Raw genomic sequence first — 16,115 nt, 5'->3', positions numbered from 1 at the left:
ACCGCCGCGCGGCCTCCGAAATGGTCGATCGGGTCGGGCTCGACGACGGTCCGAGCAGCTAAGGCCGTAACGATATTCGGCGCCGTCGTGCTGAATCGCAACACACCTTGAGCGCTAAGGCCGGTCCGGCAGCGGACCGGCCTTAGCCGTTCCCGATGAGCGCTTCGTGACCGACCAGCTTCTGATCGACAGGACCGCCGCCATCCCGCCTGCCGCTATAGCCGCCTCATCACGTCGAATTTGCAATCTTCTCCCATCATTCTACCCCACGCGGCGGATCAAGCTCCGGATTCCTTGCGGGGATGCGTAAAAATTCCCATATCTAAGACATAGTGGGAACATTATTCAAAATCCCACAGTGCTTGAACCAACTAGGACGAGGGAACCAGTTATGGCATCGGATATGCCCTAAAACTTCGGCAGATCAATACCTTACTTTCTGCCGGATGACGGGGAAGGAGGTGCGTTATGACTCGCAGGTTGTCGGCGTGGTTGAGACCATTCCTCCTCGCTGCCGCATTTTTGGGTGGGGTCGATTTCGCAAATTCCCAACATCGCCCATGCTCCGATCACGCATCTGTCGTGGCTGCATTGGCTGAAACTTTCCAAGAGAAGCAGTTTGCATTTGGCGTTATCGGGCATATGGCAATCATGGAAATATTCGTCAGTGAAAGTGGAAGTTGGACGATCCTTGTGACCGATGTTCAGGGCAAAAGCTGCATAATTGCGGCAGGAGAAAATTGGGAAACAACCTCCGAGATCGCGGGTATCGATGCTTCTGATGATCCCTCGATTCAGTGGATACCTTTGCTAAGCCTGTGAGGGCATGGAGGTGTTTGATGCCGAAGACGAGAAGAGAGTTTTCTCCCGAGTTCAAACGAGAGGCGGTCGCTCTGTTGGAAAGCAGTGGCCGACCGTTGATGCAGGTGGCGGGTCGTCGGAAGTTGGCCGTCCGTCAGTCGCCGGGCTGACATCAATCAGTTTCAGCGTCCGGCATGCCAAAAAAATCAGCTAGAGGAACAGTGACTTCTTCGCGCCTGGGTCTTTGGCCGCTTTGCGCAGGAATGAGCAACACGATGACGCAGTCGTCCTGCCCGTCGGATTGGGAGGCCGTCGCTCTTGCGAGCGCACCTCCGGTTTCCGCAGCGATTTCTTTGCCCACATAATAGCAGTCTTGAGACCGGGAAAGCGGCACCTCCTCCTCTCCGATTGACACCTCGCCCGTCGCAAACCGGACGCTTCCCGCGAGCAGCGCCGCCAGCACAACGGACCGGGTAACTGTTTGCGGGACTGCGGTTATCATTTTCATACTGATATTTTGTCTGCTGCTGACTGAACGCGGCATGAACCTGCCCGCAAGTGAGTGTCATGGTGGCCGCTAGAGCGTAGTTTGCGCATTCGCCAGGTTGGATGGTGGAGACGAGGTTGCCGACGTGCCGCGATGTCTCGTCAATCGTTCGCTTCTGCGCGTCGCGCATCCCGCCCGGCCCTCGCCGACCATCGACTGGACGGTGAAGGACGGCGTCGTCGAAGTGCCTATCGAGGAACGCTCCGGCGATGAAGTGTCCCTGGTCTGGGGCCGCACGGCTTCTGGCGAAGTCGTGCAGGTGCGGATTTCGCCGGAAGCGACCGGCGCGGCCAACCCGGCTTTCGACGTGACGCCGGCACGCCTCGTGACGGGTCTCATTACCGAGCGGGGCGTGGCGCGTGGCGGTTGGAAGAAGAACGCGTTGCGCGACCCGAGCCCGTACAGACATAGAAGCAAGCGGCGATCGATGACACCACGGGACAAGGCGACGCGGGAAGCCGACGTTTCGAAAGCGTCGAGAAGTCCCGTATCCAGCGCTGCTTCCTTCAGCACGTCGAGAAGTTCCGTCATCGGCCAACGGTGACCGATCTCCGCCTTCACGGTGCGAAGCCCCTGCGGTTCCGGCAAGGGTTCGTACGGTGTGATCGAGATGCGGTTTCTACCGCCACAAAGAATGCGAACCTTGTCGGTGGAAGGGATTTCGGCGTTGAGCAGCCGCACTTCCTGCTCCAGTTCCGCCCTAATTTTCTCGGTAAACGCCTGTGCGTCCTGCGTCAGGTCCAGCGCTCCATAATAGGCCGTCCGCTTGACCGCGAAGTCCTCCGGCAAATCCTCGTCCGGATTGCGATAACGATCAGCTCTCGCCACCCAGATCTCCTTCGCCCGGATGCGCTCCCGCAACTGGGTGAGCACGCACAATTCGTAGCTGATACAGTTGATGCGGCCGTCCTTGCAAATGATCGCACTGCGCTATTTCGCCGGGGATAACGCCCTCGATCGGAACCTCATTTCGGTAGAAAACGCGACGGTGACTGCCAAGAGCGCGCCTGATCCAGTCCAGGGTGTCAAGCACCGGTCGATGCATGGCATTGTTCGAGCGAAACTCCAGGACCGAAAGCAGCTGTGGCAGAATCCGTCTGTAATGATTGGCGTAGGAGCCGCGCATCACGTGGTAGATTTGACGTTCGAGCTTGCCTTTCGCCCGATGTTCCCTGATGGTCGCCATAAGCTTTTCGCGGCCGGCCACCGGGAAAATCACGTCACAGACCCGTCCAGCAGTCGCTCCTTGCCGTAAACCTTCTCGATATCCTTGGCGATCCCGGCAACCACCTTGCGTTTCGAGCGCACACCGAACTTGTGAACCGTATCCACCAGCAGATCGATCATGCTGTGCGGTGATCTGTGCCTCCTGTACCATCAGGAAGATGGCATAGAGGCCGAGTTGCCGCTGCGGCGTATGGCGGCGCATTTCCGAAGCCTTTTCGGCGCCCACGCGACGAACAATCCGCTCAATCCACGGCTTGCCAACGCCCCGCAGCATGTCGTGCGGCAAATCCAGCCTCTTGATGAAAGCCAGCCGCTCGAAAAGCGCGAGCATGTTTTCCAGTGACGCCGCACCAGGATCGCCCTTGATGACATGGAAACCGGAGACGTCTTCCGACTCTGCGAGAGAGGCTTGCATCAGCACCACGGTCTTCGCGGACAGGCGATCCGCAACACGGCCGACAGATGCCTCCACGAACCGCTGCGCTCGGAGCGAGCCAGCCTTTCCATCTCCTTCGCCGACGGCGCGACAATTCGGTGATCCCGACACCAAAAAAAGCTGCCTCCAGCATCGCCGTGACCGAAACTCCGCGCGGGCACAGTTCCCGCGCCATCCATTCGTTCAATGCCGCGCGGTCTGCCGGCTTGATCCGCCGAAAACCAAGATGACGCAGTATCTCCGCACAGTGACACCGCGCGGAACGTCCCGAAAAGGCGTAGTCGGCAAGATCGGAATGGCTCACCCCAAGCTGAGCGACCAAATAGGAGGCTGCCTCCTCGGAAACGCAAGCAGCGCTGGTGGCGAAATAGCCGGGCGCGATAAAATACTTCAATTGCGACGCAACCCCCAGCCGTGCTCCGGATGGCTTGGCGTTCACAAAGTCGATGCTGGCCTGCTGCCGGTATTTACCTTGCCGCGCGCCCGGTGTTGCTTTCCGCTCCGGCGGACGAGGAAGGATGCAGCGTGGGGAAGGAACAGACTGGCGGTCAGCCATCGAGGAAATATCTGGTGACCGGGGCAAGTTCGGGCATCGGTCTTGCTGTCGCGCGACAACTGGCGGCACAGGGACATCGTGTGGCTGCAAGCGGTCGCAGGCCACAGGGCGACCTACCCACGGACTTTCCAGATATCCCCTATCACGCGATCGATCTCTCGCACGGCTCCGCGGCGCTTCGCCTGATCGATCAGGTCGACCAAGCCGAACGGGACATCTTGTGCGCCGGCGCGGGTTATTACCGTGGCCTTGCCGATGAAAGCGCAGTTGAGATCGAGAGGATCGTCGCGGTCAATCTCACGGCGCAGATGCGCCTTGCCCGTGCGCTTTACCCGATGCTGTCGGCAAACCATCGGCGGCTTGGCCTTGTGGGATCGGTTGCCCATAAGGGCGCGTCGACCATGCCGGTCTATTCGGCAACCAAGGCTGCGCTGGATGGGTTCGGCCGCTCGCTTGCGCTGGTGTGGCAGGGACACGTGATGGTGCGGGTGTTGCATCCCGGCCCCACTGCGACAGGCATGGCGGAACGTGCCGGCCGCACGGACGATTGGCTTTCGCGGCTGATGCTTCCGCCGGCATCGGTGGCGGCGATGATCGTCGGTGGTCTCGAGCGGGATCGCGGCTACCGGCGCACGCTTTCCTATGGTCGCTACGTCTTCTCAACGGCCTTCGCGAAAGCGGTCCGCTGATGCGCGTGCTTGTGACCGGTGGAGCGAAGGGGTTGCGACGGGCTTGCGTTCAAAAAGCGCTGGCGGAGGGCGCGCAGGTGAGCGTCCTCGACATGGATGAAGGCGCGCTTTCGGACTTGGCGGCACATGTTGCTGCCATCCGCGTCGATCTTGCCGACGCCGCCGCCATCATTGCGGCCGTCGATCGGCTGAAGGCGTCTGGCCCTTTCGACCTCGTCGTGATGAATGCCGGCATCAATGCGACGGGGCCGTTCGAGACGCTGTGCGTGAAACGCCAGGCGAGAGTCATCGCGGTCAACCTGACTGCGCCGATGCTGCTGACCATGGCCCTTCTCAAAGCCGATAAGATCGCGCGTGGCGGCCGGCTCGTCTTCGTCGGTTCGATCTCTCATTTCGTCGGCTATCCCGGCGCCAGCATTTATGCGGGAACCAAGGACGGCCTTACCGTTTTCGCGCGTAGCCTGCGGCGGCCCTTGCGCCGATCGCTGGGCGTCAAGGTCCAGGTGGTGGCGCCGGGGCCGATGGACACCGAGCATGCAAGGCTGCATTCGCCCACGCCCGACGATGCGGGCGCGCGGATTTCACCGGCCATAGTGGCGGGCAGCATCTGGCGTGCAAGGGCAAGCTTCATGATCTTGCAGGGCGCAGCGGCAACGGGCGCCTCCCTGTTCGGCCGGCTGTTCCCCGGGCTTGCCGGTGCGCTGATGCGGCGGGCGATCTACAACAAGCTGACAGCGCGTGCCCTCGTGCCGGACGAGGCGTCCCGATGAACGAGTTCCGGCCGCAACCATTCCCCTTCAACGCAGAGGCAGGATAACATAGATGACGACAAGCCGCATTTTCTTGTCACGCCGGACTTTCACGCTCGGAAGCCTCGCCGCGACGGTGTCCCCCCGTTCGGCACACGCTGCCCAGGTGCCGTTCGACGGCAGTTGGGAACATCTCACCTTCCGCCGCCTGCAACCCAATCAGTTCGTTCCCGGCAATGGCCAGTTGCGGGCATCGCAGATGGCAGTTCCTCGATCTTCTACCGCATGCTTGAACCGTCCTTTCATGGCGCGCGCCGTGCAAGCTGGACCTGGCAGGTCGACAGATCGGTTCCCCCGTCCGACCTGTCGAGGATCGGCGCGGATGATTGCAATCTGGGCATGTTCTTCGTCAGCCTTGATGCCCGCTCCGTCGATCGCGTGAGCCCCGGAACCAACATTCGCAGTCTCATGACGAACCGGGCCGCCCGCATCTTGATGTACACATGGGGCGGAAACACGCCTCCCGGCACGGTGGTGCCCAGTCCCCACGCCCAGGATCGCCTGCGCAACCTGATCACGCGCGAGGCGGGAACGGGGCGGTTTGCTGAACAGGCCGATCTCGCCGCCGATTTCCTCAAGGTATTCGGCCAGCTGCTCGACCGCCTGGTCGCCGTCGCGGCCTCGTCCAACAGCGAGAACACGCCCGCCCGCATCAAGGCCACTGTCTCGGCGCTAACGCTCACCTGACGACTTCAAACGGCAGCCGCTGCTGCGCGCGGACTAAGCTGGAGATCACCTTGCCGTGAACTTCTAACGTTCACTCCCCCATCCCGCGAATTTGCAGCATGATGTCCCCAGCTTGTTCATGCTCCCCTATTAGAGAACATTGACGGATATTATCCACGCCGTTTGCTGGTCTTTACTCCGTTTATGACGGCACGCGTGAAGAAGCGTCCACCATCAGCGTTCCCGATCGGCGCCGGAAGGTGATGAACGGCAACGAGCAAATCCTTCAGGATGTGGGCGTCATCATCCAGCCCTTCTGACACTCGCTGTTCTGGCACATGAGCGAGCGCGTGCCGACCCATGCGATCCACCAAATGCTTCAGCGGACGCCTGACACGGCCGTCATGCGGCGGTCGCTACGAGCTTCGGCGCAGCGCCGCTGGCCTCGCGCCAACCTATGCAAGTTCCGGCGGGCGCTTGAGATGCCAGTCGGTCGCCGACTGATAGGCATGGCCTGCGCGCACAAGCACATGCTCCGATACATGTCGTCCGACGAGCTGAAAGGCGAGCGGCATGCCCCGCTTGTCGATGCCGTTCGGCATGGTGATCGTCGGGCTGCCCGAGAAATCGAACGGCGCGGTGAAGCGTAGGATACCGTGGAGGACGCTTGGGTCCTCGCCGTAGCTGGCCATCTGGGCGAGCGTCGGGATGGGCATTGGCATGGCGGGCACGAGCACCAGGTCGATATCCCGGAAGAGCGAGGCAAGGCCGCCGCAGAACTTGAGCCGCTCATGCATGATCGTGCCGACCTCCAGCCCGCTGAGCGAGCGACCCTGGTCGATGAGCTGCTTGAGATCGGGGCCGTATTCGGAAGCGCGCACCGGGTAGTGTTCCAGATGCGCGATTGCCGTTTCCACCGAGCACATCGGGATCCAGAGGCTGACAAGCTTCGCGAAGTCGGGGAAGCGGACATCGCGGATCTTGGCGCCGAGCGCGGCGAGCACCTTCTCGGTTTCCGCAAGCGCCGCCACGACCTCGGGATCGATGCCTTCCGTCGTGTAGCGGCGGTCGATGCCGATGGTGAGCCCGCGAATATTGTTGCCGAGTTCGGAGAGGTAGTCCGGCACGGGGTCCGGCAAAGCGGTCGGATCGTTGGGATCCTCGCCCGCGATGACGCCCAGCACGGCGCCCGCGTCACCGGCCGTGCGCGTCATCGGACCGACATGGTCGAGCGAATCGGCGAGCGCGAAGACGCCGTGACGCGACACGCGCCCCCAGGTGGGCTTGATGCCAGTGAGGCCGCAGGTCGCCGATGGAAAGCGGATCGATCCGCCCGTGTCCGAGCCCAGAGATGCGTAACAGAGGGCGGCGGACGTAGCGACGCCGGAGCCTGTCGACGACGACCCGACCCAGCTCGCGGGGTCCCACGGGTTGAGCGGGCTGGGGTCCTCCGGATGGTGGCTCGTATACGCCCCCTCCGTCATCTTGAGCTTGCCGAGGATGATCGCGCCCGCGGTCTCCAGCCGGTCGACGACGGTCGCGTTGAAGTCGGCCATGAAGCCCGTATGCATGGTCGTGCCGCCGGCCGTCGGCGCGAAGGTTGTGTAGCAGAGATCCTTGACCGCGATCGGCACGCCGTGGAGCGGGCCGCGCCAGTGGCCCTGCATGATCTCCGCTTCCGCCCGCCGAGCCCTTTCCAGCGCCCGGTCGGCAAGCACCACCTTGTAGCTCATGTAGGTGCCGTCGATCTCGTCGATCCGGTCGATCATCACCTGGGTGAGCTCGACGGGCGAGATCTCGCGGCGGCGAACGCGATCGGAGACCGAAAGCAGGGGTTCGAAGGCCAAGTCCTTGGTGTTCATCAGTCTCTCCTGGTCAGCGAAGTCTGGTCGCGAGGCTCTGCTCTCGCGCCAGCATCTGTCTCAATTCGCGGCGGATGATCTTGCCTGTCGTCGTCATCGGGAGTTCGCCGACGAAGGCGATCTCGCGTGGATATTCATGCGCGGCCAGCCGCGTCCTGACGAAGTGCCTGATCTCGTCGGCGAGCGCGCCCGATGGTGTGTGGCCGGGCTTGAGCACGACGAAGGCGACGACGATCTCGGTGCGCTTCGGGTCCGGCTTGCCCACGACGCCGGCCATCTGCACGGCGGGATGGCGGATCAGGCAATCCTCGATCTCGCCTGGCCCGATGCGGTAGCCCGACGAGGTGATGACGTCATCGTCGCGCCCCAGATAGCGTATCCAGCCACCGTCCTCGGCGATGCCGAGGTCGCCGGTCACCAGCCAGTCGCCGCGGAACTTGTCATGGGTCGCTTCCGGCCTGTTCCAATATCCCAGGAACATCACTGGGTCGCCCCTGCGCACGGCGATGGTGCCGATCGTACCTTCGGGGCATTCGCGGCCGTCTTTGTCGATGACGCGCACGTCGTGGCCCGGCACCGGCCGCCCCATCACGCCGGGGCGCGACGGCATGAGCGCCGCGCAGGACGAGACGATCATGTTGCACTCGGTCTGGCCGTAGAACTCGTTGATCTCCACGCCGAACGTCGTGCGGCCCCAGTCGAGCAATTCGGGGCCGAGCGTCTCGCCTCCGCTCGCCACGCTGCGCATGTCGAGCCGGAGCGACGGATCGGCCGAGGTCGCCGCGCGCATGAGCTTGAGCGCGGTGGGCGGCAGAAAGGCGTTGCGAACACCGGTACCGCGCATCAGCGCGAATGCCGCCTCGCCCGAGAATTTGGCGAAGCGATGCGACACGACGGTCACGCCGTGATGAAGCGCCGGCATCAGCACGTCGAGCAGTCCGCCGATCCATGCCCAGTCGGCCGGGGTCCAGATCCGGTCGCCCTCGTGCGGCAGGAAGCCGTGGCTCATCTCCACGCCGGGAAGATGCCCGGGCAGCACGCGGTGCGCGTGAAGCGCGCCCTTGGGATTGCCCGTCGTTCCGGAGGTGTAGATGATGAGCGCGGGATCGTCCGCCGACGTGTCGACGGTCGCGAAGGCGGCCGATTCGGCGGCCATGGCGGCGTCGAGGTCCTCGGCTCCGTGTACCGCCCCGTCGGTCGACAGCACGTAGCGGAGTTCCGGCAGCCCCGCGCGCAGGCCCTCCAGCTTCGCCGCGCCCTCACCGTTCGTCACCACGGCGCGGATGCCGGCGTCCGACAGGCGGTATTCGAGCGCGTCGGGTCCGAACAGCGTGAAGAGCGGGACGGAGATCGCGCCGAGCTTGTGCGCGGCGACATGGGCGAAGGCGGTCTCCGACGATTGCGGCAGAAGCACGCCGACCCGGTCGCCGCGCCCAATCCCGCGCCGGGCGAGTGCATTGGCGAGCCGGTCCGCCTGCTCCCTCAGTTCGCCATAGGAGACGTGGCGGTGGCTGCCATCGGCCTCGACGTGGAGTATCGCCAGCCGGTCGGGCTCGCTCGCCGCCCATCGGTCGCATATGTCGGCGGCGATGTTGTAACGCGCGGGAATCTCCCATGCGAAGTCGGCACGAACGTCCTCGTATCGATGGCGGCGCGGAAGCATGGGTCTCGTCTCTCAGTCTCGGTCGCCATCGGCTCCGGATCGGCTCGCGCCGCCCGCGGTCCAGTTACATAGATTTCCAGTCGCCCAGACCTTCGAAGGCAGCCGACGCCGCGAGCAGCGTGGCATCCTGCAGTTGCCCCGCGGTCAGCATCAGGCCGAAGGGCAGGCCGTCCTCCATGCCGCAGGGGATGGAGATCGACGGATGACCCGTGACGTCCGCGATGCAGGTGTTGCGCAGCATGTTCAGCGCGCTGGACACCGTGTCCAGAACCGACGCGTCGCGACCCGCCATCTCCGTCGCCGGAAACGGCGTCGTCGGCATGGCGAGCATATCGTAGCGCGAGAGCGCGTCGTCGTAGGCGGCATTGAGGTGATGACGCAGGTTCTGGGCCTTCCAGTAATAGCGGCCGAGATACTCGCGCTGCAGGTATTCGCCCGTCAGGAGAACCGACTTGGCGGTGGCCGGCAGGTCGTTGATGCGGGATTTCAGCCCGCGCGCCAGCGCCTCGCCGAGATTGGTGTTGTAGAACCCCTTCCAGTTACTGCCGAGGCCGGAGCCCTTCAGCATGAACTCAGCCGAACCGAGCGTGATGATGACGTTCCACAGGTGGAACCCGTCGAGATGCATAGGCAGGGAGATCTCCTCGACGGTCGCGCCGAGCGTCTCGAAGCGCCGCGCGGCCTGCGCTACCCGCCGGTCGACCTCCTTGCTCGCTGGCGGGAAGCCCACATCGGCCCCGTCCTGGCCGAATCCCTCGCGCACGATCGCGATCTTCCGGCCCTTCACACCCTTTTTCAGCGCGGCCAGATAATCGGGCTTGTAGTCCAGTCCAATGACGCCGCGCTGGCGCGGGTCCTCGGGATCGAGACCGGCGATCGCCGTGAGCAACCGTGCCAGACCTTCGGTGTCCCTGGCCATGGGCCCGACATGGTCGATCGTCGTCTCGATCATCGCGCAGCCGGTGTAGGGAACCAGCCCGTAAGTGGGCTTCAGCCCGTAGCAGCCCGACCACGAGGCGGGCAGTCGGATCGATCCGCCCTGGTCGCCGCCGATCGCCACGTCCGCGTCGCCATTGACGATGACCACGGCACTGCCGTTGGACGAGCCGCCGGGGTTGTGGCTGGGCCGGTGGGGATTGCCGACAGGGCCGTGGCTGCAGGTGTGCCCCGCGCCGGAGAAGGAGAAGTCCTCGCAATTGGTCTTGCCGACGATGGTTCCGCCGGCGTCCAGTATCCTCGTGACGATCGTGGCGTCGACGTCGGGCACGAAGCCCTCCAGGACGCGCGAGCCGTTCATCATCGGCAGGCCGGCGATGCATACCGCGTCCTTGATGGCGACGTTGAGCCCTTTGAGAACGCCCTTTCCCGACCCCTCGATGTTGCAGCGCCAGTACCAGCCATTCTGCGGATTGTCCTGCAGGGCCGGTCGCCAGCCGGCGTCGCGGGCATATTTCACCGGCAGGCGCTTCTCGGGCAGGGTCTCCAGGAAACGGCAGGCATTGACGGTGCCGGCGGCCAGCGCACGGTAGCTGGCCAGTTCGTCGTCGGCGATGTCCATGCCGAATCCGGCTGCGATGTCGGCCAGCATATCGATCGAGGGCATTTCGGGTCCAACCGGCATGATCGTCGATTCCCTTCGTGTTTCACCTTGCATGGCCTGCGGCATTCCCTAGTGCCGTCGCGTCGCATCGCTGACATATCATTGATACCTCAGAGGCTCGACAGGTCAAGCGGAAAGCCGACCCGAAATCGCCTGTGGTGCCCGCCGGATGGTGCTGCAACATTGGCCAAACTGCTCGCATTTGGTACATTTTATGGCACTTCTGCAGGCAGTCGGAATTCGTTTCCGTACACCCCTTGACCCACGCCGACCAAAGTGTATCGATGATATACCAACGGGTGGCGATCGGCGAGCAGCCGGCGCTTGGAACGGTCAACGGCCAAGAACAGGAGACATGGGGAATGACACTCTCTCGGCGTCAATTTTTCAGGACCGCTTCAGGCGCGGTCGCTTTCGCGAGCAGCTACGGCGTCCTTGCGAAAGCGGGCCTCGCGCAGGGCAATCCGATCAAGGTGGCCAACATCCTCGATGCCACGGGCGGCCTGAACATCTATTGTCTCAAGCAGATCAAGGCGACCGCGATGGCGATCGACGAGATCAACAAGGCAGGCGGACTGCTCGGGCGTCCGGTCGAGCTCATCTTCTACGACAGTCAGTCGAACAACCAATTCAACTCCCAGTACGCCACGCAGGCATTCGTGCGCGACAAGGTGGACGTGCTGATCGGCGGCGTCACCAGTTCGTCGCGCGAGGTCATGCGTCCGATCGTGCAGCGCTTCAAGGGCTTCTACGTCTACAACGCGCTCTACGAGGGCGGCGTCTGCGACCGTCGCCACATGTGTCCGGGCCTGGTTCCCGCCCAGCAGGTCGCCCCGCTGGTGGACTACGTCGTCAACGAGAAGGGTCTGAAGAAGGGCTATATCCTGGCCGCGGACTACAATTACGGTCAGATCACCGCGAAATGGATGCAGAAGTTCATCCGCGAGAAGGGCGGCGAGGACCTCGCGGTCGAATTCTTCCCGCTCGACGTAACGAACTTCGCGCCGGTCATCAGCCGCATCCAGTCGGCCAAGCCGGACGTCGTCTGGTCGGCCCTCGTCGGCGATGCGCACATGTCGTTCTTCCGCCAGTACCAGGCCACGGTCGGGAAGGACAACATCCCGCTCGCCGCGACCACCTATGGGCTGGGCCGCGAGAACGCGACGCTGACGCCCGACGAGAACGAAGGCATCATGATCGCGACCTCCTTCATCGACGCCCTTCCGACCGAGGCGGCCAAATCCTTCGTCGAGCGGTTCAAGGCCTTCTCCGGCGAGGACGAGTATGTCGGCGAATATGCCGAATACGGCTATCGCGGAACGATGCTCTGGGCGGAGATCGTCAAGAAGGCCAACAGCGTGGCACCCGACGACGTCATGGCGGCGGTCGACGGCGTCACCTTCGACGGCGCGGGCGGCCGCTATACGATGGACGGCCAGACCAACCACGTCATCATGGACGTGCATATCGCGGTCGGCAATCGCGAAGGCAGCTTCGATCTGCTCAAGTCGTTCAGCCAGCAGCCGCCGGCCGACACGCAGGCCGTCTGCAATCTCTTCGAGAACCCGAACGACACGAAACAGTACGAGCCCGAGCTTTGACCGGCTAGTATAGGCCAGCCTCGACGGTCCGGCGCGCCGCACAGCGATCGCGCCGGACGTCACGAATGCGCGGACGGGTCCGAAAGCCCCGGGAGGTAACGCGCGAATGCGGACCAACGCGGCGGGACATTGTCAGCAATGATCGCGACGACACTCTATCTCATCATCTACTCGATATCGCTTCTCATGCTCGTGAGCCTCGGGCTCGCGATCATCTTCGGCATGATGAAGGTCATCAACCTTGCCCATGGAGAGTTTATGATGCTGGGCGCCTATGCGTGCGTGCTGTGCGTCAACGCAGGTGCGCCGCTCTGGCTGGCATTCGCGGCGGCGGCGCTCGCCGTCGGCTTGTTCGGCATCGTCGTGGAGAGGCTGATCATACGCTTTCTCTACGGGCGCATAGTCGACACGCTGCTCGCCACCTGGGGGCTTTCCCTGTTTCTGGTCGGGCTGGTCACGACGGTGTTCGGGCCGCAGGCCTGGAGCATTTCCGCCCGCTTCGGCAACGTCAGCTTCGGCGGCATGAACTTCTCCGCCTATACGTTCGTCCTCATCGCGATCTCGATCGGCATGGTCGTCGTGACCTGGCTGATCGCGCGGTTAACGACGGTCGGGCTCATCGTGCGCGGTACCATGCAGGACGCCACCGTGGCGAGCGGGCTCGGCGTCAACCGCAACCTCGTCTACATGGGCACCTTCGGCTACGGCGCAGCACTCGCCGGTCTCGCCGGCGCCGTGCTCGTGCCGATCACCGGTGCCTCGCCCTCGCTCGGCCTTTTCTTCGTGGCGAAGGCCTTCATCAACGTGATTATCGGCGGTCACCTGCCGCTCATCGGAACCATCGCGGCGTCGAGCCTCTTCGGCACCATCGACGGCTTCGTCTCCTACGTCTGGAGTTCGGTCGTCGGCGAGGTCAGCGTGCTGATAGTCGCCGTTATCCTTCTGCGCCTACTTCCGCTCGGCATCACCGGGCGCCTCAGGAGCGGTCTTTGATGATACCCGAATTCTCGGCGACCGCGGCACGACCGCCCAAGGCTTGGTGGTGGGGCGTGATCGCGCTCATCGCGCTCGCCATGGTTATGCTGCCCTACTACGTGGACATCGCGCTCCAGCTCGACCTGTCGATCATCTTCGTCTTCGCGCTGCTGGCGCTGAGCATGGGCTTCCTGTGGGGCTATGCCGGCATTCTCAGCTTCGGCCAGACGATCTTCTTCGGGCTGGGCGGTTATGCCTACGCGGTCCTGGCGCTGAACACCGGCATGACCGGCCTGCCGTTCCTCGGCGCGCTGCTCATCCCGGTCGCCTTTTCCGCGCTCCTCGGCTACTTCATGATCTACGGTCGCATCAGCGACATCTACCTGAGCGTCACCACGCTCGTGGTCACGCTGATCTTCGAGAAGAGCATCCGCTCCACCTCGGGCCCCGAATACGTCATCGGCAGCGTGCGCCTGAACGGCCAGAACGGCATCCCGGGCGTGCCCGGCCTGACGCTGCCCTGGCTCGACGGCGCGCCGCTCTCGATCGAGGGCGTGTTCTACCTGACGGCCGGAGCGATGTTGCTCGTCTATGTGGCGCTCCGGCTCTTGCTGACGACGCGGTTCGGGCGCGTCATCGTCGGCATCCGCGAGAACGAGCGCCGCATGGAACTGCTGGGCTACGACACTCGCCTCTACAAGCTTGGGGCCTTCGTGCTAGCAGGCGGCATCGCCGCGCTGTCCGGCGTCCTCTATGCGCTTTGGGGCAACTTCGTCGCGCCGGAGATGTTTAACCTCAACCAGGCGGCCCAGGTGGTGATCTGGGTGATCGTGGGCGGACGCTCGACGCTAATCGGGCCGATCTTCGGCACGGGAATCGTCCAGTACACGTCGAACTGGCTTGGCACAGTCGGCGTCGGCCAGGTGACGCTCGTGCTGGGCATCGTGCTGATGGTCTTCGTGCTCGTCTTCCCGCGCGGCCTCCTGCCGACGATCGGCGATGCCTTCGGATATGTGCGCAGGCGCGTCGCTGGCCGCGGAGCGGCCAGATGACCGTGGAACCCATCCTTTCGACAACGGCGCTGGAGAAGCGCTTCGGCGGCGTGCGCGCCGTGGCCGGCGTCGACTTCAGCCTGCAGCCCGGCGAGCTTCGCTGCCTGATCGGCCCTAACGGGGCCGGCAAGAGCACCTTCTTCAAGATGATCTCTGGCCAACTCAAGCCGACCAGCGGGGAAATCCGCATTGCCGGCCACGACATGCTTAACGCCGAGGCGTACCAGATCGCCAGGAGCGGCATCGGCATCAAGAACCAGGTCCCCGACGTCATGAACGGCCTCAGCGTGCGCGAGAATCTCTGGCTCGCAGCCGCCTCGCGCCATCGCGGCGCCGCGATCGGCCGGTCGGTCGATCGCATCACCGAACGTCTGGCGCTGACGGCCATCCTCGATCGTCTCGTGGGCGAACTCGCCCATGGGCAGCGCCAATGGGTCGAGATCGGCATGGTGATCGTCTGCGAGCCGCGTATCGTGCTGCTCGACGAGCCCGCGGCCGGCATGAGCGACGAGGAGACCGTTCTGACGGCAGAACTCATCCGCGAGATCAATAAGGACATGACCATCGTGGTAGTCGAGCACGACATGCAGTTCATACGCCGCATCGCGCGCACCGTAACGGTGTTCCACCAGGGCCGCATCCTCATCGAGGACAGTTTCGACAAGATCGCGGCCGATCCCACGGTCCGCGAGGTCTATCTCGGCCGCTCGGGAGGCACGTGAGATGCTGACGGTCGAGAACCTCGATTCGGGCTACGGCTCGATTCCCGTGCTGACGGGTCTTTCGCTGTCCGTCTCGCAGGGTGAATTCGTCGGCATCCTGGGCCACAACGGCATGGGCAAGACGACGCTCCTGAAGACGCTGATCGGCATCCTCCCCGCGACCGCGGGAAAGATCACCTTTGCCGGAAACGTCATCACCAGCGCGCCGGCGCATAGGCGCGCGCGGGCGGGCATGGGATACGTGCCGCAGGGGCGAGGCATCCTCCCCGGGCTGACGGTCCGCGACAACCTCCTGTTCGCGGCCGCCGCAGTGGGCGCCAGGCGGAGTGGCCAGCTAGAGGAGGCGCTCGACGACTTCCCCCGGCTCAAGGCCTATCTCGACCGGCCCGGCGGGGCGCTGTCAGGTGGCGAGCAGCAATTGCTGGCGCTGGCGCGGACGCTGATCCAGAAACCATCGATCGTGCTGCTGGACGAGCCAACGGAAGGCATCCAGCCCTCGATCATCGACGAGATCGTGGATCAGATGAAGGGGCTGCGCCAGCGGCGCGGCCTGACCATCCTGCTCGTCGAGCAGAATGTCGACTTCATCCGCGCGCTCTCCGATCGCGTCCTCCTCATCCACAAGGGGACGATTACCAACGAGTTCAGCGTCGATGCGCTGACGGACACGACAGCCATGGGAGACTTCAGCAGCGTCGAACATTGAGCGCACGCCATGGTAGCGATCCCGGAGAGGTGAGGACTTGCCGGGATCGGCCACCGCGGCGGCGAGACCTTCGTTGGTACGCCCCGCCCCTCGCGCCGTTTCGCGCGAATTGCAGGAAAGCGCCGACTAGCCTAGATGACGAGAGATATCGTCGACCCGATCGACTAATATCACAGCCGGCGCGCTGCCGTGATTCCGCGAAG

Annotated in this window: 14 protein-coding genes and 2 pseudogenes; 10 read left to right on the top strand and 6 right to left on the bottom strand. The window is 63.7% G+C overall.

Annotated elements, in window-relative coordinates; translation table 11 throughout:
* Positions 1-468 precede the first annotated feature (468 nt).
* Positions 469-822 (top strand): hypothetical protein, encoded by a 354-nt coding sequence (locus PZ895_RS05245; protein ID WP_275837925.1) that lies wholly within the window; start codon positions 469-471, stop codon positions 820-822.
* Between the two features lie 151 nt (positions 823-973).
* On the opposite strand, the gene PZ895_RS05240 is transcribed toward PZ895_RS05245, so the two are convergent.
* On the bottom strand, positions 974-1,345 hold the full coding sequence (locus tag PZ895_RS05240) for a hypothetical protein (RefSeq protein ID WP_275837959.1): 372 nt from the start codon (positions 1,343-1,345) through the stop codon (positions 974-976).
* Positions 1,346-1,475: 130 nt separating this feature from the next.
* On the opposite strand from PZ895_RS05240, the pseudogene PZ895_RS05235 reads away from it, so the two are divergent.
* Positions 1,476-1,706, top strand: a pseudogene (locus PZ895_RS05235) (S-methyl-5-thioribose-1-phosphate isomerase); the annotation flags it as partial.
* A gap of 456 nt (positions 1,707-2,162) precedes the next feature.
* Here PZ895_RS05235 and PZ895_RS05230 read toward each other — a convergent pair.
* Together PZ895_RS05230 and PZ895_RS05225 are read right to left on the bottom strand one after the other, a co-directional pair.
* Positions 2,163-3,047 (bottom strand): hypothetical protein, encoded by an 885-nt coding sequence (locus PZ895_RS05230; protein ID WP_275837958.1) that lies wholly within the window; start codon positions 3,045-3,047, stop codon positions 2,163-2,165.
* A 190-nt stretch (positions 3,048-3,237) separates the two neighbouring features.
* Positions 3,238-3,567: pseudogene (locus PZ895_RS05225) on the bottom strand (DUF4158 domain-containing protein); the annotation flags it as partial.
* 14 nt (positions 3,568-3,581) lie between these two features.
* Between PZ895_RS05225 and PZ895_RS05220 the strand changes: the two are divergent.
* The 3 genes from PZ895_RS05220 to PZ895_RS05210 all read left to right on the top strand — a co-directional run bounded on the left by PZ895_RS05220 (position 3,582) and on the right by PZ895_RS05210 (position 5,752).
* Positions 3,582-4,256, top strand: a complete 675-nt coding sequence (locus PZ895_RS05220) for an SDR family oxidoreductase (RefSeq protein ID WP_275837924.1) — start codon at positions 3,582-3,584, stop codon at positions 4,254-4,256.
* Positions 4,256-5,026 (top strand): SDR family NAD(P)-dependent oxidoreductase, encoded by a 771-nt coding sequence (locus PZ895_RS05215; protein ID WP_275837923.1) that lies wholly within the window; start codon positions 4,256-4,258, stop codon positions 5,024-5,026. The genes PZ895_RS05220 and PZ895_RS05215 overlap by 1 nt, the downstream gene beginning before the upstream one ends.
* A gap of 264 nt (positions 5,027-5,290) precedes the next feature.
* The gene (locus PZ895_RS05210; protein ID WP_275837922.1) at positions 5,291-5,752 is read left to right on the top strand and encodes a DUF3047 domain-containing protein; all 462 of its coding nucleotides are present in this window, start codon (positions 5,291-5,293) and stop codon (positions 5,750-5,752) included.
* Positions 5,753-6,186: 434 nt separating this feature from the next.
* Here PZ895_RS05210 and PZ895_RS05205 read toward each other — a convergent pair whose 3' ends face one another.
* The 3 genes from PZ895_RS05205 to PZ895_RS05195 all read right to left on the bottom strand — a co-directional run bounded on the left by PZ895_RS05205 (position 6,187) and on the right by PZ895_RS05195 (position 10,877).
* A complete protein-coding gene (locus tag PZ895_RS05205; protein ID WP_275837921.1) occupies positions 6,187-7,593 on the bottom strand; it encodes an amidase in 1,407 nt (468 codons plus the stop codon).
* Positions 7,594-7,606: 13 nt separating this feature from the next.
* The gene (locus PZ895_RS05200; RefSeq protein ID WP_275837920.1) at positions 7,607-9,256 is read right to left on the bottom strand and encodes an acyl-CoA synthetase; all 1,650 of its coding nucleotides are present in this window, start codon (positions 9,254-9,256) and stop codon (positions 7,607-7,609) included.
* Positions 9,257-9,320: 64 nt separating this feature from the next.
* Entirely contained in the window at positions 9,321-10,877 is a 1,557-nt protein-coding gene (locus tag PZ895_RS05195) for an amidase (protein WP_275837919.1), read from the bottom strand.
* A gap of 341 nt (positions 10,878-11,218) precedes the next feature.
* Here PZ895_RS05195 and PZ895_RS05190 point away from each other — a divergent pair, with 341 nt between their 5' ends.
* The 5 genes from PZ895_RS05190 to PZ895_RS05170 all read left to right on the top strand — a co-directional run bounded on the left by PZ895_RS05190 (position 11,219) and on the right by PZ895_RS05170 (position 15,912).
* Positions 11,219-12,457, top strand: a complete 1,239-nt coding sequence (locus tag PZ895_RS05190; protein ID WP_275837918.1) for a transporter substrate-binding protein — start codon at positions 11,219-11,221, stop codon at positions 12,455-12,457.
* A gap of 138 nt (positions 12,458-12,595) precedes the next feature.
* Positions 12,596-13,450 (top strand): branched-chain amino acid ABC transporter permease, encoded by an 855-nt coding sequence (locus tag PZ895_RS05185; RefSeq protein ID WP_275837917.1) that lies wholly within the window; start codon positions 12,596-12,598, stop codon positions 13,448-13,450.
* A complete protein-coding gene (locus tag PZ895_RS05180) occupies positions 13,450-14,484 on the top strand; it encodes a branched-chain amino acid ABC transporter permease (RefSeq protein WP_275837915.1) in 1,035 nt (344 codons plus the stop codon). The genes PZ895_RS05185 and PZ895_RS05180 overlap by 1 nt, the downstream gene beginning before the upstream one ends.
* Positions 14,481-15,206 (top strand): ATP-binding cassette domain-containing protein, encoded by a 726-nt coding sequence (locus PZ895_RS05175; protein WP_275837914.1) that lies wholly within the window; start codon positions 14,481-14,483, stop codon positions 15,204-15,206. Before PZ895_RS05180 ends, PZ895_RS05175 begins: the two co-directional genes overlap by 4 nt.
* Position 15,207: 1 nt before the next feature.
* A complete protein-coding gene (locus PZ895_RS05170) occupies positions 15,208-15,912 on the top strand; it encodes an ABC transporter ATP-binding protein (RefSeq protein WP_275837913.1) in 705 nt (234 codons plus the stop codon).
* The last annotated feature ends 203 nt before the right edge of the window (positions 15,913-16,115 follow it).

The organism is Mesorhizobium sp. YIM 152430, from assembly GCF_029210365.1.
In the GTDB taxonomy this organism is placed as follows: Bacteria; Pseudomonadota; Alphaproteobacteria; order Rhizobiales; family Rhizobiaceae; genus Aliihoeflea.
The sequence above is the reverse complement of the archived record's forward strand: the minus strand, read 5'-3'. Positions and strand labels throughout refer to the sequence as shown.